Origin of the sequence: Streptomyces sp. NBC_00239, from assembly GCF_036194065.1 — a bacterium.
Lineage (GTDB): Bacteria > Actinomycetota > Actinomycetes > Streptomycetales > Streptomycetaceae > Streptomyces.
Genome location: NZ_CP108095.1, coordinates 395473 through 422472, shown reverse-complemented (window position 1 = coordinate 422472; position 27000 = coordinate 395473). Strand labels below are relative to the sequence as shown.

Annotated in this window: 22 protein-coding genes and 1 pseudogene; 10 read left to right on the top strand and 13 right to left on the bottom strand. The window is 71.0% G+C overall.

Annotated elements, in window-relative coordinates; all coding sequences use genetic code 11:
• The first annotated feature begins 10 nt into the window (after positions 1-10).
• Complete coding sequence (locus tag OG764_RS02020; protein ID WP_328966618.1) at positions 11-1003, top strand: magnesium and cobalt transport protein CorA; 993 nt, start codon at positions 11-13, stop codon at positions 1001-1003.
• Positions 1004-1189: 186 nt separating this feature from the next.
• Complete coding sequence (locus OG764_RS02015) at positions 1190-2050, top strand: TIGR02452 family protein (protein ID WP_328966617.1); 861 nt, start codon at positions 1190-1192, stop codon at positions 2048-2050.
• Between the two features lie 222 nt (positions 2051-2272).
• Here the strand turns inward: OG764_RS02015 and OG764_RS02010 are convergent, their stop codons facing one another.
• Together OG764_RS02010 and OG764_RS02005 are read right to left on the bottom strand one after the other, a co-directional pair.
• Positions 2273-2725 carry a DUF6069 family protein gene (locus OG764_RS02010; protein ID WP_328966616.1) on the bottom strand — a complete coding sequence of 151 codons (453 nt, stop codon included), beginning with the start codon at positions 2723-2725 and terminating at the stop codon, positions 2273-2275.
• A 405-nt stretch (positions 2726-3130) separates the two neighbouring features.
• On the bottom strand, positions 3131-3631 hold the full coding sequence (locus tag OG764_RS02005; protein ID WP_328966615.1) for a VOC family protein: 501 nt from the start codon (positions 3629-3631) through the stop codon (positions 3131-3133).
• A gap of 314 nt (positions 3632-3945) precedes the next feature.
• Between OG764_RS02005 and OG764_RS02000 the strand changes: the two genes are divergently transcribed.
• Positions 3946-4473, top strand: coding sequence for a SixA phosphatase family protein (locus OG764_RS02000; protein WP_328966614.1), 528 nt, complete (start codon positions 3946-3948; stop codon positions 4471-4473).
• 41 nt (positions 4474-4514) lie between these two features.
• On the opposite strand, the gene OG764_RS01995 is transcribed toward OG764_RS02000, so the two are convergent.
• Entirely contained in the window at positions 4515-4880 is a 366-nt protein-coding gene (locus tag OG764_RS01995) for an ArsR/SmtB family transcription factor (protein ID WP_328966613.1), read from the bottom strand.
• Positions 4881-4975: 95 nt separating this feature from the next.
• Between OG764_RS01995 and OG764_RS01990 the strand changes: the two genes are divergently transcribed.
• On the top strand, positions 4976-6955 hold the full coding sequence (locus OG764_RS01990; protein ID WP_328966612.1) for a heavy metal translocating P-type ATPase: 1980 nt from the start codon (positions 4976-4978) through the stop codon (positions 6953-6955).
• 259 nt (positions 6956-7214) lie between these two features.
• Here OG764_RS01990 and OG764_RS01985 read toward each other — a convergent pair whose 3' ends face one another.
• On the bottom strand, positions 7215-7988 hold the full coding sequence (locus OG764_RS01985) for a glycosyltransferase family 2 protein (protein ID WP_328966611.1): 774 nt from the start codon (positions 7986-7988) through the stop codon (positions 7215-7217).
• Between the two features lie 255 nt (positions 7989-8243).
• On the opposite strand from OG764_RS01985, the gene OG764_RS01980 reads away from it, so the two are divergent.
• The gene (locus OG764_RS01980) at positions 8244-8852 is read left to right on the top strand and encodes a CAP domain-containing protein (protein ID WP_328966610.1); all 609 of its coding nucleotides are present in this window, start codon (positions 8244-8246) and stop codon (positions 8850-8852) included.
• 62 nt (positions 8853-8914) lie between these two features.
• Here the strand turns inward: OG764_RS01980 and OG764_RS01975 are convergent, their stop codons facing one another.
• Complete coding sequence (locus OG764_RS01975; RefSeq protein ID WP_328966609.1) at positions 8915-10321, bottom strand: hypothetical protein; 1407 nt, start codon at positions 10319-10321, stop codon at positions 8915-8917.
• A 182-nt stretch (positions 10322-10503) separates the two neighbouring features.
• Entirely contained in the window at positions 10504-11073 is a 570-nt protein-coding gene (locus OG764_RS01970; RefSeq protein ID WP_328966608.1) for an RICIN domain-containing protein, read from the bottom strand.
• 412 nt (positions 11074-11485) lie between these two features.
• Between OG764_RS01970 and OG764_RS01965 the strand changes: the two genes are divergently transcribed.
• The 5 genes from OG764_RS01965 to OG764_RS01945 all read left to right on the top strand — a co-directional run bounded on the left by OG764_RS01965 (position 11486) and on the right by OG764_RS01945 (position 18369).
• Positions 11486-13285 (top strand): hypothetical protein, encoded by a 1800-nt coding sequence (locus tag OG764_RS01965; RefSeq protein ID WP_328966607.1) that lies wholly within the window; start codon positions 11486-11488, stop codon positions 13283-13285.
• A gap of 31 nt (positions 13286-13316) precedes the next feature.
• A complete protein-coding gene (locus tag OG764_RS01960) occupies positions 13317-14765 on the top strand; it encodes a Dyp-type peroxidase (protein ID WP_328966606.1) in 1449 nt (482 codons plus the stop codon).
• The gene (locus tag OG764_RS01955) at positions 14762-15925 is read left to right on the top strand and encodes a hypothetical protein (RefSeq protein WP_328966605.1); all 1164 of its coding nucleotides are present in this window, start codon (positions 14762-14764) and stop codon (positions 15923-15925) included. Before OG764_RS01960 ends, OG764_RS01955 begins: the two co-directional genes overlap by 4 nt.
• A gap of 90 nt (positions 15926-16015) precedes the next feature.
• Positions 16016-16405 (top strand): hypothetical protein, encoded by a 390-nt coding sequence (locus tag OG764_RS01950; protein WP_328966604.1) that lies wholly within the window; start codon positions 16016-16018, stop codon positions 16403-16405.
• Positions 16406-16521: 116 nt separating this feature from the next.
• A complete protein-coding gene (locus tag OG764_RS01945) occupies positions 16522-18369 on the top strand; it encodes a peroxidase family protein (protein ID WP_328966603.1) in 1848 nt (615 codons plus the stop codon).
• Between the two features lie 112 nt (positions 18370-18481).
• Here the strand turns inward: OG764_RS01945 and OG764_RS01940 are convergent, their stop codons facing one another.
• The 7 genes and pseudogenes from OG764_RS01940 to OG764_RS01910 form a co-directional block, all read right to left on the bottom strand.
• Positions 18482-19549 (bottom strand): tetratricopeptide repeat protein, encoded by a 1068-nt coding sequence (locus tag OG764_RS01940; RefSeq protein WP_328966602.1) that lies wholly within the window; start codon positions 19547-19549, stop codon positions 18482-18484.
• 17 nt (positions 19550-19566) lie between these two features.
• Positions 19567-19668: pseudogene (locus OG764_RS41665) on the bottom strand (AAA family ATPase); the annotation flags it as partial.
• 217 nt (positions 19669-19885) lie between these two features.
• Positions 19886-20116: a hypothetical protein gene (locus OG764_RS01930; protein WP_328966600.1), complete on the bottom strand. Its 231-nt coding sequence runs from the start codon at positions 20114-20116 to the stop codon at positions 19886-19888.
• Between the two features lie 76 nt (positions 20117-20192).
• Positions 20193-23990 (bottom strand): CHAT domain-containing protein, encoded by a 3798-nt coding sequence (locus OG764_RS01925; protein WP_328966599.1) that lies wholly within the window; start codon positions 23988-23990, stop codon positions 20193-20195.
• A gap of 169 nt (positions 23991-24159) precedes the next feature.
• A complete protein-coding gene (locus OG764_RS01920) occupies positions 24160-24900 on the bottom strand; it encodes a DUF6338 family protein (protein ID WP_328966598.1) in 741 nt (246 codons plus the stop codon).
• A 3-nt stretch (positions 24901-24903) separates the two neighbouring features.
• Positions 24904-25062: a hypothetical protein gene (locus tag OG764_RS01915; protein WP_328966597.1), complete on the bottom strand. Its 159-nt coding sequence runs from the start codon at positions 25060-25062 to the stop codon at positions 24904-24906.
• Between the two features lie 301 nt (positions 25063-25363).
• A complete protein-coding gene (locus OG764_RS01910) occupies positions 25364-26752 on the bottom strand; it encodes a DUF5685 family protein (RefSeq protein WP_328966596.1) in 1389 nt (462 codons plus the stop codon).
• Positions 26753-27000: the final 248 nt, after the last annotated feature.

Below are 27000 nucleotides of genomic sequence, written 5' to 3'. Positions count from 1 at the left end.
CGTGGGCCCGATGCCGCTGGAGGAGGCGGCCGCCCATTGCAAGCAGGGCGGATTCGTCTGGCTGGGCATGTTCGAACCAAGTCCCGAGGAATTGGCCGGCGTGCGCGAGAGCTTCGGACTGCACGAACTCGCCGTCGAGGACGCCCAGGCCTTCCACCTGCGGCCGAAGGCCGAGCAATACGAGGACGGCACGGAACTGATCATCCTGCGCACCGCGCGCTACGACGACGAGCGCGAGGAGATCGACACCGGCGAGATCAGTGTCTTCCTCGCCGAGCACTTCGTCATCACCGTTCGCCATGGCATCGCCAGCGAACTCACGGGCGCCCGCGTCAGACTCGAACGCCGACCCGAACTGCTGCGGACCGGCAGTACATCGACGCTGTGGGCGATCCTCGACCAGGTCGTCGACAGCTACGCGCCCGTGGTGGCGGAGCTCGAACGCGACATCGAGCAGATCGAGGCCACGGTGTTCTCCGGGACGGTCGCCCCCACCGAGCGGATCTACTCCCTGCGCCGTGAGGCCACCGACTTCTACCGCGCCGTGCACCCGCTGCTCTCCGTGGTCGCCCGACGGCTGCTACCCGGCAAGTCACCGACCGGGCTCCTGCCCTACTTCCGCGACGTGCACGACCACTTGCTGCTGGTCAACGAGGAGGTCGCCGCCCAACGAGACCTTCTGACCACCGTCCTGGAAGCGAACATCGCGGTGATCTCCGTCGAGCAGAACAAGATCAACCTCAGGCAGAGCGCAACGATGGAGCGGCTGACGATCGTCGCGACGGTGTTTCTCCCCCTGTCCTTCGTGGTCGGCTTCTTCGGCCAGAACTTCGAGTGGCTGGTCAGCCACATCAGCAGCTTCACCGCGTTCCTCGCCCTCAGCGTCTGCGGTGTGCTGCTGCCCTGCCTGGCGCTGTACGTCTGGCTGCGCCGGCAGCGACGCCCCTCGGCACCGCAGACGCAGGACGCGGGCCACGCCGCCCCGCACGTTCCGGCAGCCTGATGCGCCCTTCCCGGCGGGGGCTACCTGCCCGCCCCTGCCCTGCCCCGTCCCCGGCCGTGCGGCGAACCCGCCGGCCGGGCCCCCGACATACCGCACCTGCGGATTCCCCTGGCCCCGGCGTGCTGGCCTGGCGGCGGGGGCACAAATTCCATTGCCGTTCGCGGGGCTCGGCCAGAGGATTGCGGTGTGAGCAGCAGACTGCGTGAGATCGCACGGGAGAACGCGACGATCCTTGCGGCCGGTGGGTACCGGACGCGGACGGGACGGCACGTCTCCCTGGCCACCGCTCTGGCGGAAGCCAAGGCAGGAACCAGAACGTATGGCCCCACCCCTGCCATTCCAGATGGAGAGCCCCTCGACAGGGAGGGGAAGACCGCTTTCGAGGTCACGGGCGAGAGCAGTACCGTCGCCGCCCGCCGGCTCGCGGAGGACGCTCCGCGGGAGGCCCGGGTCGCCGTCCTGAACTTCGCCTCGGCCCGCAATCCCGGGGGCGGCTACGTCCGCGGGGCCAAGGCCCAGGAGGAAGCCCTGTGCCGCGCCTCGGCCCTGTACGAAACCCTGTTGGAAGCCCCGGACTACTACGAGATCCACCGCGCGGGGAAGAGCACGTTCTATACCGACCGGGTGATCTACTCGCCCGCGGTCCCCGTTTTCCGCGACGACCGGGGCCATCTCCTGGAGACCCCCTTCCGCGTGGCATTCCTCACCTCCCCGGCTCCCAACGCGGGCACCATCCGCCGCCAGGAACCGGAGCGCGCCCACGAGATCCCGGGCGCCCTGGCGCGCAGGGCCGAGCTGGTCCTGGAGGTTGCGGCGTTGCACGGCAACCGGCGGCTGGTGCTGGGTGCCTGGGGATGCGGGGTCTTCCGCAACGAGCCGGCGGTCGTGGCCGAGGCGTTCCGGGAACTGCTCACCGGCCGCTTCGACGGGGTCTTCGAGCGGGTCGTGTTCGGGGTGCTGGACCGTGCGCCCGAACCCCTTCAGGCCTTCGAGCGGGCGTTCGCGGGACTGTGCGCGGAGCCGGGGAACCCGGACCCCGGGCGCTGATTCGGCCACGGTCAAGATCTTCGGGTCCCGGAAGCGATGCCGGAGAGGAGCGGCACGATCGCGAGGGGCCGACTACCGGCTGCGCCCACGGCCTTCGTACTGGTCGTGCGCTTCGTTGGCCGGAGCGCGGGATCAGACGAAGGCCGTGTTCGCGTCCCCGGAATCCCCGTACGGGTGATCACGTTCGGGGTGTCGTTCGTGGTCAGACCGGTAGCAGCAAGCTCAACGGTGGCGGCGGTGGAGCTGCAGGGTGGTGACGACCGCCACGCCGAGGGTGATGTGCATGAGGGACAGGGCTGCGACGGTGCCGCCGTCGGCGCCGGACGAGAGCGGGCCGGCAGTCGACAACAGTGCCAGCCCACCGCCCACGAACTGCGCGATCCGCAGGAAGACCGGCTTCCACAAGGCCATCAAGAAGGCAGCGCCCGTCCCGACGACCAGCGGGACGACGGAGGCGCCGATGACGCCCCCGACCGTGATCGGATGCTCGGTGCCGCCGTCGACGATGACGAGCGAGGCATCGGCCAACTTGGCGACGGCGAGAACGATCAGATTGACCACGGCCGCGCCGACCGCGCCGGTGACCAGCAGCTTCCACCAGGCGAGGCGGGAACGGCGGACCGAGGGTGCGGCGGGCACAGCGGGGTCGGAGTGGGGAACGGTACTGCTCGACATGAGACTTCCTCCAACGTGTGAAGTGCTGCGCCGCCGTACGGCCAGCGGCATACGAAGAAGCCTCCAGCCTCAACCTCACTTGAGGTCAAGCCCTGTCCCGGTTCTGCGAGGTCGGACCGCAAGGATCTTCCCAACGCTGAGGTCACGTGGCCGTGGTGACGGATGGTGAGGCTGGTGGTGCCGGTGGTGCGCTCCGACGCCATCGACCGGCGCGTGGTCGGCGGGTCAGTCCTCCGCGGCCACCCGGCCGGCCCGCACCGAAAGGGGCCGACGCCGTGATCGACCGGCGGCGCGACCGGGACCACGGACTTCGACGCCCCCTTTCGCCGTCGGCCCGGCTGGCCGGGCGCCCGTTCCGCCGAGGCGATCACCGATTGCGACGGTGCGGCCGACAGGTCGTGTTCCTCAGGTGGCGGAGCCCGCTGCCGAACCCGTCGGGAGCTCGGTGCCCCAGTGTGTGATCGCGGCCTGCAGGTCGAGCGGTCCGGAGCGCAGATCCGAGTCCTCGGTCGGCCAGTCCTCGCGCGGGACGCGCCACATCACTTCGAACTCGTTGCCGTCCGGGTCCTTGGCGTAGAACGACTTCGAGACCAAGTGGTCCGTCGCGCCGACGAGCGCGCCGAGGTCGGTGAGCTTTTGGCCCAACTCCGCCAGCTCGCCGAGCGTGCCGACCTCCCACGCCAAGTGATAGAGGCCGACCCGACCCTGTTCCGGCCCCGGCGCGTCGGCGCCGATGGCGAACAGCCCGAGATCGTGGTCGTTGAGGCTGCCCGGGGCGCTCAGGAAGGCGGCCCGGCCGCGGGTCAGGTGGTCGACCTGGAATCCGAAGACGTCTGTGTAGAACGCGACCGAGCGTTCGACATCGCGGATCCAGAGCACGGCGTGGTTCAGACGGCGGACAGGCATGCGGCGACGCTCCCGGTGGGTCAATGGCTGCTCGAGGTGGTCGGCTCCAACATACCTTTCGAATTCGAACTATGTACGTGGCCTGTCGGCCTCCACCGCGAGGACGGGCCGCGGTGGAGCGGAGCCGAATGCTGGCGAGAGACCTGTCCCGCGGGTTCGGGGCGGCCCGCACGGCATGCCGAGTCCGAGTCCCGAGCCCCGTCCCGAGTCCCGAGTCCCGGGCCCCGAGGGTTCCCGCCCCTTCGGCTCGAGCGTGAGCGCGGCGTTCGGGTGTTGCGGATCGCGCCGCCCCGGTCACGTGCGAGGCTGAGGTCGTGAGCACGAGAGCCGAAGCCCGTCTGGTGTTGCTGCGCCACGCCAAGTCCGCCTGGCCGGACGTCGCGGATCATGAACGTCCGCTGGGGCCACGCGGCCTGCGGGACGCGCCGGCTGCCGGCCGCTGGCTCCGCGACACCGGCTGCCTGCCCGAACTGGTGATCTGCTCCACCGCTAGGCGCGCCCGCGAGACCTGGGCGCTGGCCGCCGAGCAGCTCGGCGGGCACGTCCCGGTGCGCTTCGACGAGCGCGTGTACGGCGCCGAGCCGGTGGAGCTGCTGGCCGTGGTGTCCGAGGTGCCCGAGGAGGTGCGGACCCTGCTGTTGGTGGGCCACAACCCGGGGCTCGCGGATCTCGCCGTCAGCCTCGCGGGGGAGGAGGCGGAGGAGGGGGCACTCGACCGCTTGGCGGAGAAGTTCCCGACCTCCGCGATCGCGGTGCTGGCCTGCCCCGGCCCCTGGCGCGGGCTCGCGCCGGGTACGGCCCGCCTGGCCGACTTCGCCGTCCCCCGCGGCGCCGCGCGCTGACTCACCTCATCGCTCGGGCCCGCCCCGTCCCGTGATGCGGCCTACGTCTCGGCGGGGGCGTCATGCAGGCCGAGGCGCAGGTGCTCGACGTGGAAAAGGGCCTGGTCGAGCAGCTCTGCGACGTGCCCGTCGTACAACGCGTAGACGATGGAGCGGCCCCGGCGCTCACCCGTGACCAGCCCGAGATTGCGCAGCAGTCGCAGCTGATGGGAGCAGGCCGACTGCTCCATGTCCACGGCCTCGGCGAGATCGCCGACGGAGCAGGGGCCCTCGTGCAGCCGGGCGAGGATGCGCAGCCGAGAGGGAGTGGCCAGGGCCTGGAGCGTCGCGGCGACATCGGAGGCGCCCACGGCGTCCAGGCGCTCGCGGGTGGTGGCGGCGTTCTTCGTATCGACTCCGTGACCCATGGGTGCCATCCTACCGGCGAGACATGAAGAGCTGTTCATGTATTCCTGTATGGTGAGGTCCCGCCCTCCCCGTGCCAGTGAAGGGTCTCTTCGTCGTGCCTTCCGCTCTCCTTGCCCGTCCCGCTGCCGCCTCCGCCGGGGCTCCTCCCCGGCGCCGGACGCGGGTGTTCGCCCTGGCCGAGGCCCGCTGGGCGGCCGCCGCCACCGTGGCCTTCCTGCTCGCCCTCCCGCTGCAACTGGCGGCGGCGCCGGCCTGGGCCTGGGGGCCGCTGTACGCGGTCGCGTATGTGACGGGGGGCTGGGAGCCGGCCTGGGCCGGTCTGCAGGCGCTGCGGGGCAAGGCTCTGGATGTGGACCTGCTGATGATCGTCGCCGCGCTCGGTGCCGCCTCGATCGGGCAGGTGATGGACGGTGCCCTGCTGATCGTCATCTTTTCGACGTCCGGCGCGCTGGAGGCGCTGGCCACCGCCCGCACGGCGGACTCGGTGCGCGGCCTGCTCGACCTCGCCCCTACCACCGCCACACGATTGCTCGACGACGGTAGTGAGGAGACGGTCACCACCGAGGGCCTGGCGGTCGGCGACACCATTCTGATCCGCCCCGGTGAGCGAGTCGGGGCGGACGGCCGGGTCCTGGCCGGGGCCGGCGAAGTCGACCAGGCCACCATCACCGGCGAGCCGCTGCCCGTGCTGAAGGAGGTCGGCGACGAGGTCTTCGCGGGCACGCTGAACGGTACGGGCGCACTGCGGGTCAAGGTCGAGCGGGATGCCTCGGACTCGGTGATCGCCCGCATCGTCGCCATGGTCGAGGAAGCCTCGCGGACCAAGGCTCCGACCCAGCTGTTCATCGAGAAGATCGAGCAGCGGTACTCCATCGGCATGGTGATCGCCACCCTCGCGGTCTTCGGTGTCCCGTTGGCCTTCGGCGCCGATCTGACCGGCTCGCTGCTGCGGGCGATGACCTTCATGATCGTTGCCTCTCCGTGCGCGGTGGTGCTGGCGACGATGCCGCCGCTGCTCTCGGCCATCGCCAACGCCGGCCGCCACGGCGTACTGGTGAAGTCGGCTGTGGTGATGGAGCGCCTGGGCCAGGTCGACGCGGTGGCACTGGACAAGACGGGCACTTTGACCGAAGGCACCCCTCAGGTCGTCGACGTCCTGCCCCTCGCCGGCAGCGGTCTCGACGGGCCCGGTCTGGTCGCCCTCGCGGCAGCGGCCGAGCACCCGAGCGAGCACCCCCTCGCCCGCGCGATCGTGGAGGCCGCCCGCCAACGCGGCCTCCACGTCCCCCTCGCCGAGGACTTCGTTTCCACCCCCGGCATCGGGGTGCGGGCCACCGTCGGCGGGCACGCTGTCGCGGTCGGCGCACCCGCCCGGCTGATCGATGCCCGCGAACGCGCGGAGTTCGCAGGAGCGTTGGCGGTGGCCGAAAGCCTTGAGAGCGACGGCCGGACCGCGGCACTGGTCCAGCGGGACGGGCTGCCGGTCGGGGTCCTCGGCATCGCCGACCGCCTGCGGCCGGACGCCGCCGCCACCGTCACCGCCCTGGCCGCGCTCACCGGCAGCGCCCCGGTGCTGCTGACCGGGGACAACCCGCGTGCTGCGGCCCGCCTCGCCGGCGAAGTGGGCATCACCGACGTGTGCGCCGGGCTACTGCCCCAGGACAAGGTCGCGGCCGTGAGGCAACAGGAGAACGCCGGCCGCCGGGTCCTGGTCATCGGCGACGGCGTCAACGACGCCCCCGCCCTCGCCGCCGCCCACGCCGGCGTTGCCATGGGCCGGGCCGGCTCCGACCTCGCTCGGGAGACCGCGGACGTCGTCATCGTCCGCGACGAACTCGCCGCCGTTCCCAGGGCGGTTGCCCTCTCCCGCGCGGCCCGGCGCTTGGTCGTGCAGAACCTGGTGATCGCTTCGGTGTTCATCTCCGCCCTGGTGATCTGGGACCTCGCCGGGCACCTGCCCCTCCCGCTCGGCGTCCTCGGCCACGAGGGCTCCACGGTCCTCGTCGGCCTCAACGGCCTGCGGTTGCTGCGCGAGGCCGCCTGGCAGCGGACCGACCCGGCGAACAGCCGGTAAGGAAAGCGCTCCCTTCGCATCGCCTCCACTGCCCGAGGCGGGGGACCGTAGGGCGCGTGACCGGCCACCGTCGCGAGGATGGTGCGCCGACGATCACCAAGGGCAGCGCATCCGCGTAGCCGGCCGACGGCACCGGTGACCCGCCGAGTCCCGACCCCGGGTGCAGCCCACGAGCACGCGGCACGGCCACGGGGGCGGGGCCCGGTCGGGTACCCCGGGGAACGGTCGCGCTCCGGGCTCCCCGGGTCCGTGCGTGGGTCTAGATGCGCGAGTTGCGCAGCGACTGCCAGGCAGCGCCGGCCAGTGCCCGGGTCGCTCGCGGGACGGACAGGTGCTCGTGTTCGCGGTACAGGGTCCAGTTGTATTGGACGAGCGAGAGCTTGTTGGAGGACAGTGATCCCGCCTGGTGGGCCCTGTACACCGCGAGCGGCTCGGTCAGGCCCCGGGCGTCAGCGCCGTCCCGCATGATCGACAGCCAGAGGGCGTAGTCCTGGCGCTTGCGCATTTCCGGCATCAGCCTCGTGCCCAGGACGTTGCGGTCGTACATGGCGGTGAGCGCTCCGATGTGGTCTCGGACCAGCATCGCGCGGTAGTCCACGTGCTCCCGCGCACGGACCACCCGGCCGTTCGGGACCCAGTCGGTGCTCTCGCCGTCGTAGTCGGCGTCCATCTTGAAGTACGAGGTGAACGTCAAGGGCGCAGTGGCCTGCGCAGCGAAGGCGAGCTGCTTCTCGGTCTTCTCCGGAAGCCACATGTCGTCGCTGTCGAGGAAGGCGATGTAGTCCCCGCGGGCCCGCTCGATCGCGAGGTTGCGGGCCCGGCCCGCACCGCCCTGTTCGGGTGCCGACTCCGGCAGGACGCGCTCGTCCTTCTCGGCGAACTCGCGGAGCAGGTCCATGGAGCCGTCGGAGGACCGATCGTCGGTGACCAGCAGCTCCAAGTCGCTGTGGGTCTGCGTGAGCACCGATCGGACGGCTGCGCCGAGGGTGGCTTCCGAGTTGTACACGGGCATCACGACAGACACCAGGGGCACAGCGCTTCTCCTTGCAAGACCATGAACGACGGTCCATTGAAGCACCACAATCGATGAGGACCGCCATGCGGATCCACGTTGCGCCACGGCTCGTCCGGGAGGCCCGGACCGCGGGTGCTCGACCCGAGCGCATCCGCCGAGCGGTTTCCAACCGCCGGTGGCAGCCTGGAAGGGGCGATGTGCGGCCGATCGGTCGCCGTTCCGCTCCAGCCAGACCAGACGACACCATTCATGTTCGCGGGAGGTGGATCCTCCGTGCACTGCTCCATGCCGCATGCCGGAAGACTGCTGGGTACTGCCGTGGCCGCCGCCCTGTCGGCCACGCTCTTCCCCATCGTCGCTACTCCGTCGGCCGCCGCTCCGACCTGTGATGCGACCGCCGCCAACCAGGCCCCTACGGCCGCGACGGCCGCACGGGCCAGGGAAGCCGTGGTGTGCCTGATCAACGTGCAACGCACCCAGCGCGGGCTGCCGCAGCTCACCGTCAATCAAGCCCTGACGAACGCGGCCCAGCAGCATGCCGTCGCGGCGGTCCAGCTGAAGTGGTGGGGGCCCGGCCAGGACTCGCACCGCAACCCGCAGAGCGGCTCGACGCCGCAGAGCCGCATCCAGGCGGCCGGGTACTGTCCGAACCCCCGGTCATGGGAGTTCAGCGAGATCACGTACACCGGGTGGGGCGGATCGGGAACCCCGCAGGCCGCCGTCAACTGGTGGATGAACAGCTCGGGCCACCGCGCCATCATCCTCAAGCCGACGCTGCGCGAGCTGGGCCCGTGGGCCCAGCCCGGCTCGGCGGACCGCGCCGGGGCCGCGTCGCCGACCGGCGGCACCTACGTGGTGACGTTCGGGCGCTGCCAGCAGTGAGGCCGGAGCAGGAGCCGGCCCCGGCAGGCTCCCGACACTCCGCCCGTCGTGCAGTGCCTTCGTTACGACGTGACGACGGTGATCTTTGCCCGGTCGTCCTTGGGGTTGGTGTCGCCCTCGGGGCGGCCCGAGCCGCTGCCCGGCATGTCCGGGTCGTCGAGGAGGAAGGAGCGGAAGACGCGGACCTCGCCCTTCGCGGCGGGGTCGATGCGGTCGATCTTCAACGTGAAGGCGTAGCGGAGCTTGTCGCCGGCCAGGAACTCGCGGGTGCCCTCGACGCAGTCGTACGCGTTGCCGCCGCGCCGGACGGCGTGGCAGTTCTCGGGCGTTGCGGTGGCGGTCACTCCCGCGGGCAGGGTCACCCGGGTGGTGAGTTCCGCCTCGGCTTCGGTGTAGCTGCGGCCGGGGCCGGCGAAGTCGAAGCCGAAGGAGGCGGTGACGGTCTGTCCGGAGCGGCCCCTGACGGCGCCGCCGACAGCGGTGAACTCCGACCTGTTCTTGATCTGGAGGCGCTCGCTGGTCCAGTTGTCGTGGTCGTCGAGGTCCCCGGAGAGCGGAGCGGTACTGTCCGCCGCCACCTTCAGCGCGGTGCCGGTGCCCCGGACCCAGTTGCTGCCGCCCCGGGTGAGCTGCCTGCGTTGTGCTTCGCTGTCCTGGAACACCCCGTAGTCGATCGTCTCGGCAGCCCCGTCCTGACGGGCCTTCAGGACGGGGGAGGTGGTCGTCCGGAAGTCGCCGTTCACGCCGAAGGTGCCGGGGACCGTGCACAGGGCCACCTTGCGGAAGTACTTCTTCTGCAGGCCGTACGTGCAGTTGTCGTACTTCGTGGTGAAGTCCAGGCCGTTGCTGGTGCGGAGCCAGAGCAGGACGTTCCTGGCGGGCGCGGTGCCGCCGTTGGAGAACGCCAGCGGCAGCCGGACGGCCGCTCCGACGGCAACGGTCCCGGGTACGGACAGGGGCTGGACGGCCAGGTCGGGCCCGCCGACGTTGACCTTGATGTTCCAGGGCTTGACGGTGGCGCCGGGGACCTCGCCGGTGACCTTGATGTCTCCGGTGAAGCCGGGCGCGGTGCCCTTGGCGGGGCTCAGCTTGACGATCGCCACCTTGAGGGCGTCGTACACGGAGGTGTGCGACTCGCAGACGGCCTTCTCGCCCGTCCGCTTGCAGCTGGGTCCGTACCAGACCTTCCAGTCGACCTTGCCCTTGAGGGCCGTGAGGTCGAAGGAGATCCGGTGCTTGACCAGGGGGTGGTGGCCCTTCACCTTGGCGCGGAGGCTGACGGAGAACGCCTTCTGGGCGGGCGCCTCCGCGCCTTCGGGAACCGGCATGGTCACCTCGCCGGCGGAGGTCAGGCGGAGCTCACGGGGCCCCGGGGCCTGTGCCGGGGCGCCCGGCGCGGCCTGGGCGTACGGGGCCGCGAGGCCCAGTATCGCCGCGGTGGCCACGGTGAGCAGGGAGATCTTCTTCATGCCCGGTTGGATCCGCGACTCGCGTCCGGAGTTGTAGCTTCCAAGATCACGAAAGGGTCAAGACGGGCGACGGGGAAGCGCAGGTCCGAGCCGGAACGGCTGCCTGTGACCTGCGGCCCGTGTGCGACGAACCGGAGCGCGGCGCACACGGATCGAAGGCCCCGCTCTGTCGCGGCTGTCGTCTACCACCAGGACTGGTTGTTGGGGCCGGTCTGCCACAGGCGGTCGTCGCTGGGGTAGGAGTAGTCCAGGCGGACGGTGTCCCATTGGTCGTTGTTGGTGTTCTGGAGGGCCATGGCGACGTTGACGTTCTTCAGTGGACGCCAGATCCACCAGCGCTCCGGGTTGCCGCCCTTGGTTTCCAGGCGCAGGCTCCACTTCTGCTGGTCCGAGCCGTCGCACGCGCGTACCACGATGCGGTTTCCCCGGACCGGGTTCGTCGACTCGGGCTCGATGCACCGGTTCGCGGCACGGTTGCGCAGCGTCGCGGTCCACAGCTGGTTGGTGCTGTCGTAGGTGCCTTCCCAGTCCCAGGCCTCCGTGATGTAGCTGTCCCAGCGGGTACCGCGGAGCGCGATCACCTCGGCCCCTTCCGCGGTGCTGTCCCCGCCCAGCGCCAGGCGGCTGCCGTGCATCTTGTTCACGAGATCTTGGTTGATGAGCGAATCCGCCGACGCCGGCGAGGCTCCGGCCAACACGAGCGGGACCGCCGCGCACACGGCGGCGAGCAGCGAGAACCTAGGTTTGCGCATGACAAGTCGTCCTTCCGGAAGGGGGCAGGGCAGCGGTAACGCCGCCTCCACCCGGGAACGGTCGGGACGCTTCCACACACCTTTGCGCGACTTCCCCCGCCACGCCCGAACAGGAATCGCAGAAACGATCCCCTGTACGCACAACAGCCCTACCGGCAGGGCATCTCGAATCCACCCGCTGCGGACCCTGGACCGCGCATGCCGGTCAACGGCGCCCCCGTCGTGTGGCTGCAGCCCCGACGTCGACCCGGTCCCGCCGCCCCGCGCTGCGCGGACGCATGAGGCGTTGCCTGGTGCGCCTGACCGCATCGGCGCGCGGTATGCCGGGGCGCGGGACACGGCCTGCGGAGACGTGACATGCCGTGGCATACAGACTGAAATACGATGATGTCATGGCCCATGGAGGTATGTGATGAGCCACGACACGGGGGTGGACGTGGCCCGGCTGCTGGGCATGTCGCGGCCGGCCCTCGATCAGCTGTTCCGCAGCAGCCCCGCCGGTGGGATCCCCACGGGTGAGGCGCACGGCACGGTCCTGCTGGCGCGCGGCGCCGGGCTGTCGGAGGCGGCCGCGGCCCTTGCCCGCGTCGCCGCCTGGAAGGGCAAGGTCTTCGATCCCGGCCGCGGTGAACTCCTCAACCGGATCACGCCGTTCGGCGTGGCCGCGGTCCGGGCGAAGGTCTATCGCGGCCCGAGCCGACTCGACGGCAAGGAATGCACGGTCCTGGACTACTCCCGTACGTCGTTCGTGGCGCGGCGGATCCGCGACGAGATCCGGGAGATCGCTCCCGGTGTCTATCTCGGCATCGTCTACTGGGGGCGGCACAAGGTCCTGAACTTCGCACTGAGCCTTCGCGGTTCACCCGGATCACCGGGAACGTACGGATCACCGGACCCGACGGCGTCACTCGCCGAGGCGGCCAGGGCCCCTCACCAGGTCGCCGTGACCATCAGGGCGGTCGTGCCCGAGGACCGGGTCGCCGAGGTCCGGCGGCGCCTGGACGAGGCCGGCCGCAAGGGGAGCGCGGGCGAGGTCGTCCCGTTCTCGGAGCTGGTCGGGGTCCACTTCGCGCGTCTGGTCCTGGTGCCCGCCGGGACCGACCTCGCGGGTGAGCCCGTCCCGGCGAGCATCGTCTACATGAGCGAGGTGGACGCCCCGCTGGACGCGCACCTCGCCGATCTGGTCCGCAAGGCCGGCAGCGGTGTCGGGGAGGTCTTCGGGCACTGCGAGGGCTATCCCGTGGCGGGCGCCCCCGACGCGGCACGCGTCGCCTGGCTGCGCGACCACTGCGTTCCCAGCGCCGCGTTCTACGTCAACACCGTCGGCCGGGGCCTGCGGCAGATCCTTCAGGAGGCCCGGCTGCGCGAGGCGATCGAGACCTTCCTCGACCAGCGTGCCGCGGGTCCCTCCGGTTCCGAACTGCCGCAGGACCCCGCCACGGTACGGGCCGAGATCCAGCGCTTCGTCACCGGACGTCCCGACCTGGCGTGGGCGGGTTCGCCGGCCGCCCGGCCCGGCCTGCGGTGGCGGGTCCGGCAGGCGGCGCACCGGGTCGCGGTGCCCCTGGCCGGGTTGGCGCTGCTGCCGGTGGCCGTGTTCGCCCTGCCGGTCTGGGCGGTGCTGCTGCGATGGCACGAGCGACGCGACGCACCCAACCGGGAGCGCCCCGACCCGGAGCACGTGGCCCGGCTGGCCGCCTGCGAGGACTTCGCCGCGCAGAACCCCTTCACCGCGGTCGGCTTCGTCAAGTCCGGCCGGTTCAGGCGGATGACGCTCACCGGGGTCCTGTTCGTCGTCGACTACGGGGTCCGTCACCTGTTCAACCGGGGCAGCCTCGCCGGCGTCAAGACCATCCACTTCGCCCGCTGGCTGTTCATCGACGACAAACGGCGAGTGGTCTTCGTGAGCAATTACGACGGCAGCCTCGAAAGCTACATGGACGATTTCGTCGACAAGGTCGCCTGGGGCCTGAACGCCGTCTTCAGCAACGGTCACGGCTATCCGCGCACTCGGTGGCTCGTCCGGGACGGCGCCGAGGACGAGCAGGCCTTCAAGTTCTTCCTGCGCTGCCACCAGGTGCCGACCGAGGTGTGGTACTCGGCCTACGACACGCTGACCACGCACCACATCGACACCAATGCCCGTATCCGCGCGGGCCTCTTCGGAGATCTCGGACCGGCAGAGACCCAGGCCTGGCTCGCCCTGTTCTGACCAGGGCGCTGCCGGAGGAGGGCGTGACGCGATGGCAGCAGCACCCGTACCCGCACCCCTGGAACTCGACGACATCCAGGGCATCCTCGCCCGTGGATACGGCAGCCTGACAGCTGCCTGCTTCCTGCTGCTGACGATCACCGGCCCCGCCGCCCGGCCCGCCCTGGGACGGCTCGCGCCGAAGGTGGCGAACGGCAGCGCAGAGCCGCCGCACACGGCGGTGAACCTCGCCTTCACCTCCGAGGGCATACGGCGCCTGGGCCTGGACACATCCGGAACCAGCGGATTCTCCCAGGAGTTCGTCACCGGCATGGCCGAACCCAACCGCTCCCGCCTCCTCGGCGACGTAGGGGAGAACGCGCCCCGGCACTGGCTCTGGGGCGGCCCCGACACCCCGCCGGTCCACGTCCTCGCGCTGCTCTACGCCCGGGACGAGCAACTGCTGGCGGCGCTGGAGGCGGAGGTGCGCCACGACGTGCTCGGCGCGGGCGGCCTCACGGAGATCGCCCGCCTGGGAACGGCCGAGCTGACCGACCGCGAGCCCTTCGGGTTCCGCGACGGCATCTCGCAGCCCCTCGTCGAGGGCCTGTCCAAGGCCTCCGGCGCAGGCGGCGACGACGTCGTCAAGGCCGGGGAATTCGTGCTCGGCTACCCCAACGAATACGGCCTGCTCACGGACCGGCCACTGCTGCCGGCCTCGCACGACGCCACGGGCCTGCTGCCCCGCGCCCACGACGGCTCCGGCGCCGACTTCGGGCGCAACGGCAGCTACCTGGTCCTGCGGCAGTTCCGCCAGGACCTCGACGGCTTCCGGCAGTACCTGGAGGACGCGACCCGGCGGCCCGACGGCGCCACCGACCCGCAGGCGGCGGGGGCCCTGGCGGCACGCATGATGGGGCGCTGGCCCAGCGGCGCACCCCTGGTGCGCGCGCCGCACCACGACGACCCGGCCCTGGCCACCGACAACGACTTCGGCTACTTCGCCACCGACCCCGAAGGCCTGAGCTGCCCGCTCGGCGCCCACATCCGCCGCGCCCACCCGCGCGACTCGCTGGACCCCGACCCCGGCTCGGCCCGCTCGATCGCGATCGGCCGACGCCACCGGATCCTGCGCCGCGGCCGCGCGTACGGGCCGGGCAGCCGCGCGTACGGGACCGCCGACGCAGCGGCACCCGGCACGGACGGCAGCGGACTGCACTTCCTCTGCCTCAACGCCAACATCTCCCGCCAGTTCGAGTTCATCCAGCACACCTGGCTCAACAATCCCGACTTCAACGGCCTCTACGACGGCCCGGACCCCGTCGTCGGGGCCCGCCAGGACCACCACTCGACCTTCACCGTGCAGGCCAGGCCGGTCCGCACCCGCTACCGAGACCTGCCGCAGTTCGTCTACGTCCGAGGCGGCGCCTACTTCTTCCTGCCCGGCCTGCGCGCCCTGCGCTACCTGTGCGAAGGCACCCGAACGGACGCCGGGCTGTGAGCGCGGCAAGGCGCCTCAACGACGTCCTCCTCGCACTGGTCCACCTCGAACGGCGCATCGACCCGTACGTCCGTCCCCTGCTCGACCGCACCCTGCGCGGGCCCGTGCAGGCGCTGGTGCAGTGGCTCGTCAACCTCCGGCGCCGCGACCAGCACCTCGGCATCGCCGAGGAACGCCCGCTCCCGGACGAGACGGAGGTCACCGAGGCCATCACCCGGCAGATGACCCGGTTCGTCCAGCGCGAGTACGGGCCGGGCACCGCCCGACGGGCCGGCAACACCAAGACGTACGGGGTCGTCCACGGCGAGTTCACCGTGCTGGAGGATCTGCCCGAGCGCCTGCGACACGGCGTGTTCCGCCGCCCCGCCACCTTCCGGGCCTGGGTCCGCTTCGCCGGTCCCGGCCCGCTGTCACCGCCCGACATCAAGGACAACGGCGTACTCAGCATCGCCGTCAAACTCCTGGGGGTCGAGGGCCCGACGCTGCTCGACGACGAGCGGGCCACGCAGGACTTCACCGGCATCAGCGCCCCGACGTTCACCACCCCGGACATCGCCGAGAACCTGCTGCTCCAGCAGCACGTCTACGCCGGCACGCCGCTGCTGTACTTCCTTGGCCCACGCCACCCGCACCTGTGCGACCTCGTCATGCAGGGCCTCTACGCCAAGACCCACACCAGCCCGCTGGAGACGCGCTACTGGAGCTGTGTGCCGTACCTGCTCGGCGAGGGCCAGGCCATGCAGTACTCCGTGGTGCCGCGTGAGCGGACGCGGAGCCGGGTCCCCCGGCACCCGCCCGACGACTACCTGCAGCAGGCCCTGGCCGGGGCGCTGCGCCGACGGGACGTCGTCCTCGACTTCCTCGTCCAACTCCAGACCGACCCACACCGGATGCCCGTCGAGAACGCCTCCGTCGTCTGGCCCGAGCGGCTGTCCCCGTCCGTCCCGGTCGCCGTACTCCGGCTGCCCAGGCAGGAGTTCGAGGAAGACGAACAGTTCGCACTGGCCGACCGGCTGACCTTCAACCCGTGGCACGCCCTGCCCGAACACCGGCCGCTGGGCAACCAGAACCGCGCGCGCCGTGAGATCTACCTGCACCTCTCACGCCTGCGGCAGTCCATGAACGGTACGTCGCACGAGGATCCGGGCAAGGCGGCCTGAGGCCCCGCGCCGGCACGGCGAGCGAGGCATCCCCCTGTCGACTATCGTCATATGTAGTACGAGATCTTCCCTTTGGAAGGGGTACTGGCCATGGACCCGCGCTCCCTCGCGCGTTACAGCCTGGCCGGGATCCGGCTGGTGAACGGAGTGGCGGCGCTGGCCGCCCCGCAGGTGGTGGCCCGCCGGCTCGGGGCGGACGAGCACCAGCCCGGCCTCGTCCACGTGCTGCGCATGTTCGGTGTGCGAACCGTGTTCATCGGCGCCGAGCTGCTGCTCCTCAAGGACGCCGACAGGATCGCCCGAGCGTTGCGCATCGGCACGCTCATCCACGCGAGCGACGCGCTGTCGGCGGCCGCGGCCGGCCGGCACGGCATGCTCCCGCCGCGCGCGGCGATGACCACCACCGCGATCTCGACGGTCAACGTCGTCCTCTCGCTGCTGGCCCAGCTGCCGGAAGGGACGCGTCGAGGCCACACCTGAGCCTCGCCGCCTCGCCGCACCGCAGCAGCGCCGTGCCACCGTACCGCCGTACCTTCGCGCCCGCCCCACACCGCCCCCCTGCCCGTCGACCGGCCGGACGCCGGAAGGAATCCACGATGCGCAAGACTCCCGATGGCTCCGCCACCGACAAGGCCGCCCCGCAGCCTGCGCGCGGCACCGGCTCGCCCTTCCTGCGCCTGTACGACGACCTGGCGCTGGCAACCGACCGCAAGCTGGGCTGGCAGAACCTGCCGACCCCGCTCGGCCTCGCCACGCTCATGGGCCTGCGCGCCAACCTGCGCCGCAAGAACCTCTTCGACACCGGCTCCTATCCCACGCAGGGCGCGCCCGACATCGAGCCGCCCGCCACGCGGCACCTCACCGAGCGCACCGCCGACGGTTCGTACAACGACCTGGACGAGCCCCGCATGGGCATGGCCGGCTCCCGCTTCGGCCGCAACGTGCCGCCCGAGGAGACCTACCCCGAGCCCCTGCCGGAACTGTTGTCGCCCAGCCCCCGCGAGGTCAGCCGGGCCCTGCTGACCCGCCACGAGTTCATCCCGGCCACATCCGTCAACGCCCTGGTCGCGTCCTGGCTGCAGTTCATGGTCCGCGACTGGGTCAGCCACGGCCAGGGTGCCGTCGACGACCCCTGGCGGATCGAGCTGCTGCCCGACGACCCCTGGCCGGAACGCCCCATGCTGGTGCCCCGCACCGTGCCCGACTCCACCCGCCCCGAGGGCGGCGACGGCCTGCCGCCGACGTACATCAACGAGCACTCGCACTGGTGGGACGCATCGCAGGTCTACGGCAGCGACCTGGCGACCCAGCGGCAGCTGCGCTCGGGCGCGGACGGCAAGTTGAAGGTCCCCCACAACGGCTCGTTCTTCCCGGACGGTCCGCAACCGGACCCCGCCGGCACCCCGGGCTTCTGGGTGGGCCTGCTGATGATGCACCACCTGTTCATCCTGGAGCACAACGCCATCTGCGACCGGCTGTCCGCGGAGTTCCCCGGCTGGAGCGACGAACAGCTCTTCCAGCGGGCACGGCTGATCAACGCGGCGCTCATCGCGAAGATCCACACCGTTGAATGGACCCCGGCCGTCATCAGCCACCCGACCACCGTGACCGCCATGCACGCCAACTGGTACGGGTTGCTCGGCAAGCGGATCCACCGACTGCTCGGCCGGGTCAGCCGGAACGAGGTGCTCAGCGGCATCATCGGCGGACGCCCCGACCACTTCGGCGTCCCGTACGCGCTCACCGAGGAGTTCGTGGCCGTCTATCGGATGCACCCCCTGGTGCCCGACGACTGGAGCTTCCGCTCGGCCGCGGACGACTCGACCCTCCAGGACGCCACGTTCGCAGAGCTGACCGGACCGCACGCCTACGAGATCTACCGGAAGCACAGCCCGACGGACCTGTTCTACTCCTTCGGCACCTCCCACCCGGGCCTCGTCACCCTGCACAACTACCCCAAGTTCCTCCAGAAGTTCGAGCGCCCGGACGGCAAGCTGATGGACCTGGCGGCAGTCGACGTGCTGCGCATCCGGGAAATGGGCGTACCCCGCTACAACGAGTTCCGGCGGCAGCTCCACCTCAAGCCCGCCGAGGACTTCGAATCCCTCACGGACAACCCTGCCTGGGCCGAGGAACTGCGCCGGACGTACGACGGCGACATCGAGCGCGTCGACCTGATGGTCGGGCTGTACGCCGAGCCCCGCCCCAAGGGCTTCGCCTTCAGCGACACGGCCTTCCGGATCTTCGTCCTGATGGCGTCCCGCCGCCTCAACAGCGACCGGTTCCTGACCACGGACTACACCCCGCAGGTGTACACGCAGACCGGCCTGGACTGGATCGAGGACAACACCATGACCAGCGTGCTGCTGCGCCACTTCCCGGAGCTGCGCGGGGCCCTGCGATCGGTGGAAAACGCCTTCGCCCCGTGGGCGCCGGCTCGCTAGTGCCGTGACCGGTGAACCTTCCCGGCCACAGCACCAGCGTCGAAGGCAGGATCCGACAACGCCCGAGACTCCCGGGCCGCGACGGTCGACGGCTGGACCGCCCCCTTGCCTCCTACCGCTTCGGTGCGCGCTGTTGGAGGGCGGTACGGCCGGCCACGGACGTGACGATCGCGAAGAAGAACAGGGGAATCGCGAGCGCGCTGAACAGGGCGCTGCGCCACAGCACCAGCGCCAAAGGCGCGTGGAGGATGAGCAGCGCGATGGGGAGCGCCATCCCGAGGACCGGTCGGCAGCCGCGCGCCACCAGCAGGAGGGGGCGGCGCAGGTGGGGCGGGATCCGCCGGGTCTGCCACAGCAGCCAGCCTCCCCAGCTGCCGAGGAGCACGGCAGCGCACACCAGGTGGGTGACGAGGGCGTCGGCGCCTGCGGCGCCCGCACGCAGGTGGGCGGAGCCCAACGACACCGCGATGGTTCCGGCGAGGGCCACCCAGCGGGAGCCCGTGACGGTTCCCCAGGCCATGGTCTCCAGGTTGTACCGGGCCTGGCGGTCGTTCAGATCGAGGGCGGCGGACTGGACGAAGCCCTCGGCCGCCCGGGTCCACGAGCCGCGGCGGAACCAGCGGCGCAGATGGAGCAGCGCGAGGTTGTTGTGGGCCGCGCTGTTGTCCGGGTTGAGGCGCAGCGCCGTCTCGTAGGCCTCCCGGGCGACGCGGTGGTTGCCGGTGTGGTGGGCGGTCACGCCCACGAGGACGTACGCGTCGCTCTCCTCGGGGGCGAGGGCGACGGCCCTGCGGGCCGACTCGTACGCGGCCCGCTTGCGCTTCCTGCGGGCGCCGTGGCCGAGGACGATGCCGAGGTTGTAGTGGCTCGCCCAGTGCTGCGGGGCGAGTTCGACCGCGCGCCGGGCCGAGACCTCGGCCTGCTGGTACCTCTTCAGGGCGAGCAGGACGTGGGTGTGCGTCAGCCATGCGGTCACCGACTCGGGTGCGACGCGCAGGGCCTGTTCGGCGGTGGTGAGCGCCTGTCGGCCGTCGCCGAGGTGCTGCCGGCAGCGGGCGAGCAGTACGAGTGCGGTGACGTCGTCGGGGCTGTCGGCGAGGTGCCGGGCGGCGAGTGCGGTGGCCTGCTCGTAGCGGCCCAGGTCGAAGAGGGCGTCGGCCTGTTGCAGGGCGCGGCTCATCAGGCCTTGTCCCGGTCGTGGGTGGTGCTGAGCAGACCGCTGTGGTGGGTACGCGAGCGCTCGGCGCCGAGCGCGTCCAGCTCGTCGACGAAGACCACACAGGGCGCTTGGCGCCGGGCGGCGGCGTCCGTGGCGGGTGAGGGTGCCGCGGACGCGGCGGCCCGGGGTGGGGTCGCGGTGGGTGCGGTCGGGGCCCGCAGGCTGCGCGGTAGGGGTGGCTCGTCGGACATGGGGTCAGCCTAGAAAGCCGCCCGCCGCTCCCGTTCACCGGGTGCGGTCGAGAGCGACAGGCGCGGGCAGCGCGTTGGTTGGGCCCTTTTCGCGGGTGACCGGCGCTCAGAAGAAGAACGTGTAGACGTTCCAGCCGTGGCCGACGATCGCTTCACTGCGGGGCGCGGACTCGTCGGAGCCGACCTTCGCAGGGTGGCCGGGGAAGGCCACCATCGTGCCGCCGCCGCGCCGCTCCAGGACGAGCAGGCCCCGGTTGGTCTGTGGTGGGGCCCTCCGTCCCGGCAGGGGGATGCCGCAGCCGTGCTCCGATGGCCGCTTCCCGGCGGAAACGGCCACGGTCCTGGCTGCTCTCGACGCCGTCGCGCAGGGCCTTCACGGTCACGGGGCGCTGGAGTTCGTTCGGCAGTCGGTGTCAGGCGCCGAAGTGAACGTGCGCGGCCCAGTGCGTCGGATCGTCGGCGAAGCGTTCGCGGAGCAGCCGGGTCGCCCTGTGGGCCGCGTGCGCCGAGTGTGCGAGCCTGAGGTTCCGGTCCCAGGTGGACAACGCGTCGTAGAACCAGAACGCGAAGCACGCCGCGGCTCCGTCGCCGACGTTCCAAAGCGTTCCGACGACGTAGGGGTAGCCCACCAGTTGGAAGGCCGCGGTCAGGTGCAGTGACTCGTCCAGGAGGGACAGCTTCGCCATGAACGAGGTCCGGCAGGCGGACAGGAAGGCCATCTGTGCGTCACACAGATCGAGCGGCAGCAGGCTTCCGACCGTGAGCGGATCGGTCTCGTGGTCGGCGAGAAAGAGCCGACTCTGCACGGGGTCCTGCGCGTCGACGCCACCGTGACACGCGAAGTGAGCGATCGTGGAGCGCCGGAGGTGCCGCAGCACGCTGTCCTTCTCCGGCCGTTCGCCCGCCGGATCACCGGAGTCGAGCAGTAGGTGGTGCGGAATCATTCGCGCGATCACCCGTGCCTCGGCCGCCACGCCGGGCAGATCGTCCAAAGGTCCCGGGGTCTGCGGCAACGCGACGATCAGGCCGACGTGCGCGGCGGGACGCCGTCGCCGTTGCCGGGCATGGCAGAGCGCGGTCAGGCTCGGGGTGTAGGACGACACCACGCGATCGAGCACCGAACGGCCGGCCGAGGTGTGGTCGCCCGCCGCGTGCAGCGGAAGCAGGGCGAGCAGGCCGGTCGGGACCCACCAGATCCGCGGCCACTCCCTCTCGTCGTCCTCATGTACGGGCCCGAGGCCGAGGGCGTCGAGCACGGGTCCGGTCGCGGCCTCGTACAGCCAGGTGAGCACGTCACTCATGCCCTGGGCCGGCTCCGGCTCCGGCATGTCCGGCCATCCTGGTTGCGTGCGAAGAAGGCTCAAGAACTTCTCGGCTGTGGCCTTCCTCGTGAGGCGCGGAAGCTCCAGGGAGCGAATCCCGTGCCCGGTCACGAGGATCGCGTCGCTGCCGTACGAGCTGATGTTGAAAACGACGACGGGGCCGTCCGAAGCCTGGCGTCTCAGTTCGGCGAGGCTGGGCCGACGGCCGAACTCGCTGAAGCCGTCGACGGCACGGATCTCGACCAGCGTCTCGCGGAGCCGCGCGTCGAGTCGTCGCAGGTCCGCGGCTGACGCGTTCGCACGGCCGAGTTCGGCACGCAGTTCTTCGAGTCGTCCGGCCAGGTGCGGATCGGCGTCCCGAAGCCTTGTCAGGTCGCGCCTGAGCTCCAGGCCCTGGCCCAGCAGAACGCCCCGGCCGGTCTCCAGCAGGACCAGTGCCCTGGCGGCGCGCTCCTCGGGCGAGATCCTGGAGTCCCGCAGCGCGAGCGCCGCGGCGTCAGCAGCGAGGCTGCTGTAATCACTGAGCATGCGTTGCCGGTCTTTGAGGGCCAACCGGCGCAGTGCGACGGTCTCCAGCAGCGGAACGACCTCTTCCAGGAAGTCGGCGGCACGGCCGGGATCGTGTTCCGCGGTGAGTTCCGCCGCGGCCTGCGCCGCGCGGATTCGCACCACCGCGATGGCGTCGGCTCGTTCCACGACCTTGGCGAACTCGGCTACCGCCGCGTCCCGGTGGGCGGGTTCACCGGTGGTCTTGAACCGATCCTGCAACGCGGTGGCATAAGTCGACTGGTCCTTCGCCCACCCCGGGACACCGGGATCGCTCAGGTCGATCGCACGCCGATGCGCGTCGATGGACGCGTCCAGGTCGCCCGGATCGCCCTGGCGCCGGAAGCGTCGTCGCAGTGCCACGCCCAGGTTGTTGAGGTACATGGCCCGGTCTTCGTCCGAGGCCTCCGGAAACTCCGAGGCCGACCGCAGCACGGTGATCGCCCGGTCGATGTCGGCCGGGTCGGCGGTCAGCTTGAACCGTTTTCGCAACGCGTTGCCGAGGCCGTTGCTGAAGTGCCCGTGAGCAGGACTCGCGGGATCGGCGCCGGCCACGGCCTCCGTCAGCGCGCCGACAGCGATGTCGAGGTCGTCGGGATCGTTGCTCAGCGAGAACCGCTCCATCCTGAAGATCCCGCGGTTGGAGAGCAGGGTCCCTCGTTCTGGGTGGTCGGGCCGCGCCGACCCGACGGCCACGTCGTTGGCCAGGATCGCGGATTCCAGGTCTTCCGAAGCGCCCTGCGCCTCGTAGCGCATCTTGAGTGTGACGGCGAGATTGGCGTGGCAGGAGACCTGGAGGGTGTCGTTCGCGGGGGCTTGCTCGAGGGCCCGCCGGAATGAATCCTCCGACCGGTCCAGGTCCGCCACGTCCCCGGTCCGCCGGTATCTGTCGCCCAGCCACTGGCCCAGTACATTGTGGAAAGCCGCGCGTTCCGTGCTGCCGCCGACGATCTGGGCGGCGACGTCCATGTTCTCGATGGCGGCGTCGAGATCGTGGACTTCGGCTTGGCGGAATGCAAGGCCCACCAGCTCTTCCGTCAGCTGCCGACGAACCTGTTCGTCAAGGTTCTCCGCCGCGCCCGGCTCCCGCCGGATGATGGCCAGCGCCGCCTGGAACCGTTCCTCGTCATCGTGCAGCTGTGCGGCCACGGCGAGGAGCGTCGCCAGCAGGCCGAGAACCGGCAGACGCGAGTCCCGCTCGTGTTCGGGAAGCAGCTCGGTTGCTCTGCTCAACGCTTCGATCGGGCCGTCCAGGTCCATCGAGCGACGGCGGCGGCATCGAGTCCAGAGGGCGATTCCGAGGTTGCTCCAAGCCGCCGCGAGATCTCGGCTCCCGTCACGGGATCCGGGGTCGGGATCGGAGGCCACCACGACGCGGAACAGGTCGATCGCCTCGTCGAGGTCCTCCGGGTGATTGCGTTGGAGGAGAGCGCCACCGAGCTGGACCCGGACCGCCGTGAGGTCCTCCTGCGGCAGGGACGCGAGCGCTGCCCGGAAGTGCCTCACCGCCGTCTCGACGTCGGCGCGGTCGCGTGCGCCGTTCCGGGTGAAGCGCTGCATCATGCCCACGCCCGCGGCCCAGTGCCTCAGCCCGGCGTCCGCGTCGTGCGGCGGGGAAGCGTCGGCTTGCTGTGAGGCATGGGGGGCACTCTCGGCGAGATCGACGGCACTGCGGATGACGAAGAGGACGCCGTGCCGCTCCCGTAGGTCCTTCAGGAACGCCGACAGGCTCGCCCGGTCGCCTCCCTCCGGACCCGGGAGCTCATCGATCCGGGACGCCCACAGCTGTACCGAGGTGAACAGCTCGCGGGCCGCCTCCTGCCCTTGCTTGGACTGAGGTGGAACCGCCTCGAGGGCTCTCCGGCCATGGTCGAGCGCACGCATCAGATCGGCAGGTACTCCAGTGAGTTTGAAGCGCGCTCGCTCGTGCATGCCCAGATCGCTGAGCAGCGCCGCCCGCTGGACGTCTCCCGGCCCCGTGAGCGGGACGGCTTCCTCGCACGCTTCGATGGCTCGCTCCAGGTCGGCCAACTCATGTGCCAGTTCGAAGCGGTGCGCCAGCAGGTTCTCCAACTGGAGGAGACCCGGCACCCGATGTTCGGACCCGGGCGGGAGCACCGTCAGAGCCGCACGACTCATGCCGAGCGCCTCTTCGAGGTGATCGCGGCGGAAGGTGGCCAGATAGCGGGTGTGCAGGGCGCTGGCCAGGCCCAGCAGCACCTCGCCCCGATTCGGGGCCTCCCCGGATGTGCGCTCCGCGATGCGCTGCCAGCCGTCCACGAGGCCGGGGATGACTTCCGTCCTGAGCTCCTCCGGCAGGCAATCCCCGTCCTGCTGCAGCACGGTCTGGAGCAGGAACTGGGCCCGATGGAAGTCCGGCTCCCCGCGCTCGAAGCCGAGAACCTTGAAGCGGCGCCAGTGGAACTCGCCGAGGACGGCGATCGCCCGCTCCTCGACCTCGCCCCGCTCCGACAGATCGAGAAGAGCCTGCGCAACCTCCAGCGCGGGTGCGTCAAGGAGTTCGCTGAGCCCCCTGTTGCCCTGGTGCCGGTCCAGTACTGCGCGCAGCCGTCCTGCCAAGTGCGTTGCTTCCACCAGAACCCCCGGATCGGCTGAAGTAGGTCACGCCAAGGAACTTGATCTGCCGTGCGCTGATGACGACTCGGTGGGTGTCCGTGAGGTCCCGCTGTTCGCCGTCCGGAGCCGGCCGGTACTCGAACGGCGGCCCGAGCGCGAGTTCGCGGTCGCCGGTCTCCTCCGGATTCGAGGAGTAGTGATGAACCCGTCCGGCCAGGTGGGAGCCGTCGATCAGCTCGCATTCCACCCGGATCCATTCGGTCCCGTTGGCCCGGGCGTTCATGTCGAAGAGAACCCACCAGGCGGAGGACTCCGGATTGACCGCGAACCTCCGGCGCGGAAGGAACCGCGCGACGAGCACTGCGAACAGGACCGCGAGGAGCAGCACCGCCGCCGTCCACATGAGGGTCTCGGCGTAGTGCGCGCGAACGTAGGGATCACGCTCGCGGACGAGCCGACCCACGTCCGGGGTCCGGTCGGGCGCGCTGATCCGTACGCAGGCGAAGGAGATCAGCGCGGCGGCGTTGAACCCGACGCTCGCGAGCACCACGCGCGAGGTCTCCCGAAACGCCGTCGAGGTCCGCTCCGGACGGTGGCGGTCCCGGACCGCCGCGTAGGTGAACCCGGGTGCGAGCAGGACGATGAGCAACAGCAGGCTCGTGAAGGTCGCCGGCATCGATCAGGAGCTCTCGTCCGTGATCGAATCGTCTTCCTGGGGTCCCTGTACGTCGTCCGAGACCTCGATCGGTCGGGGGATCTCTGCTCCCGGCGCGAACGCTTGCCCGCGAAGGTCGTCGTCGCCGAGCAACGTCTCCAGATCGTCCGGCAGATCACTCATGCGTCTCTTCATCCCCCCACTACCCCAGGCCGTGGCTCACAGCCTCGCACCACCACCGCGTCAGACTGGCAGGGGCCGCCGCTACACGACAAGCCCCTCGTCCGCCTCTGTGCGGCAAGCGCACCGCCTGGAGCAGCTCGCCCGGATGCCGTTGTGGGGGCGAGCAGCATGAGCACCCTCTGACCCGCCCCGGCACAGCCCCGCACGCTGAGCGCGCTCGGGCGGCGGGGTGGAGCCGGACTCCACCGGAGACCTCCGCACCCGGTCCGCTGCCGGGGGACCGGGTGCGGCCCGTCCTCGTTCAGTCGCAGCAGTCGCAGCAGCACTTGCACGGGTTGCAGCAGCCGCCGCCGCCACCGCCACCGCAGCCGTCGCCCGAGCCGCCGGAGCCGCCGGAGCCGCCGGAACCACCTGAGCCATGACCGCCGCCCGAACCGCCGGAGGACCCGCCCGAGTTGCCTCCGCCATGGCCGCCGAACCAGCCGTCACCCCCGGAACCGTCCCTGCCGGAACCATCCCGGTTCGAACCGCCGCTGCGGTTGTTGTCGCCGAACTGCCAGGGTTCTCCGTCATCGACGTTGCAGCGGCAGCAGCCGAAGCACACCCTGCAACCGGCGCACAACTGGCGCCACTCGCGGCACCGTTGACACTGCTCCTCCGGCGGTCGGCCCGATGCCGTCAATCCGCCCTCGGGGGAGGCCGCGCCCGCAAGCGCCCCGACGCCGCAGGCCGTGCCGGTCCCGTTCCCCGAGGGCGCTTGCGTCGCCGTACGGCGTCCCAGCCAGGGCAGCATGCGCAGACCCCGCGCCTGGGGGCGGTGCTGATGGCCACGATGGCCGGGGTCGAAGACGCGATCGACGGCACGCTCCAACTCGCCGCCCAGAAGTGCCCCTACCAACCGCCCGTCGACGAACGCGGCGTCGGACAGCGCGAGTCGGATTCCATGGACGGCGTCGTCGCAGAGGCGGCGCACCTCGGCGAGGTCCGCACCGGTCACGGCGATCGGGTTCCACGCGCCCGACGCCTCGTCCGCGGCCAGATCCTCCACCGCGTCCAGCAGATGCGCCAGCCGACCGAACAGCCGGCCGGCTTCCGCCAGCGGTTCGGCGTTGCCCGGGCGATCCGTGAGCACGGCGGTGTACGCGAAGGCGGCTGCGGTCGCCGTCTCCGTGGGCTCCCTGACAGTCAGCAGCGAGCCACCGGGCCCGGTCGACCGCTCGACCTCCGGCTGGCGCTCGACCGCCCCGATCAGCACGGCGGTGTCGAAGCCGAGTCGTTCGCCGCCCGCGGCGCCCGCGCGGTCCCAGCCGTGGGCGATCCGGCGGGCCGCCAGCGCCACCGGGCGGCGCCCCACCAAGCCGTCGCCGTCGGCCACATGGTCACGTATCTTCGCCGCGGCCAGCACCAGCGACACCGTCGCCGCCAGCCGAGCACCCTCACCCTGCGCCACGTCCGCCGAACGCATCCCGCGCAGCGGGCACGGACCGGCACCCCGCCGCCAGTCCCCGGTACGCTCCGACTGCGCCTCGGTCAACACCGAGACGATCAGGCCGTCGTAGTTCGTGGCCACCCTCGCGAACTGTCCGTACTCGCTGCGCAAAGCGAGGCACAGCCCGCACAGATGCGCCATCCACTCGGTACGCAGACCCTCGCCCAGGCGATGACGGCATGGCCTGATGATTCCGAACACCGAAGTTCTCCCCCCGTTGGAACAGTTACCCGGACACATCCAGTCGGACGGATCACGGACGCCAGACTGCACATGAGCCGCGACGGCGCGTGACGTCAACCGCACGTGACATCAACGCGCGGCCGACATCCTAATTGGGCTTGGTGAGGTCCAGTCGTTGGTGGCGTGTCCAGAACGCCGCCACGCGAGGCGGCCCCGGCGGGCCGGGCGCGCCCCGTCCACGATCGCCGTCCACGTCGACGCCCTCG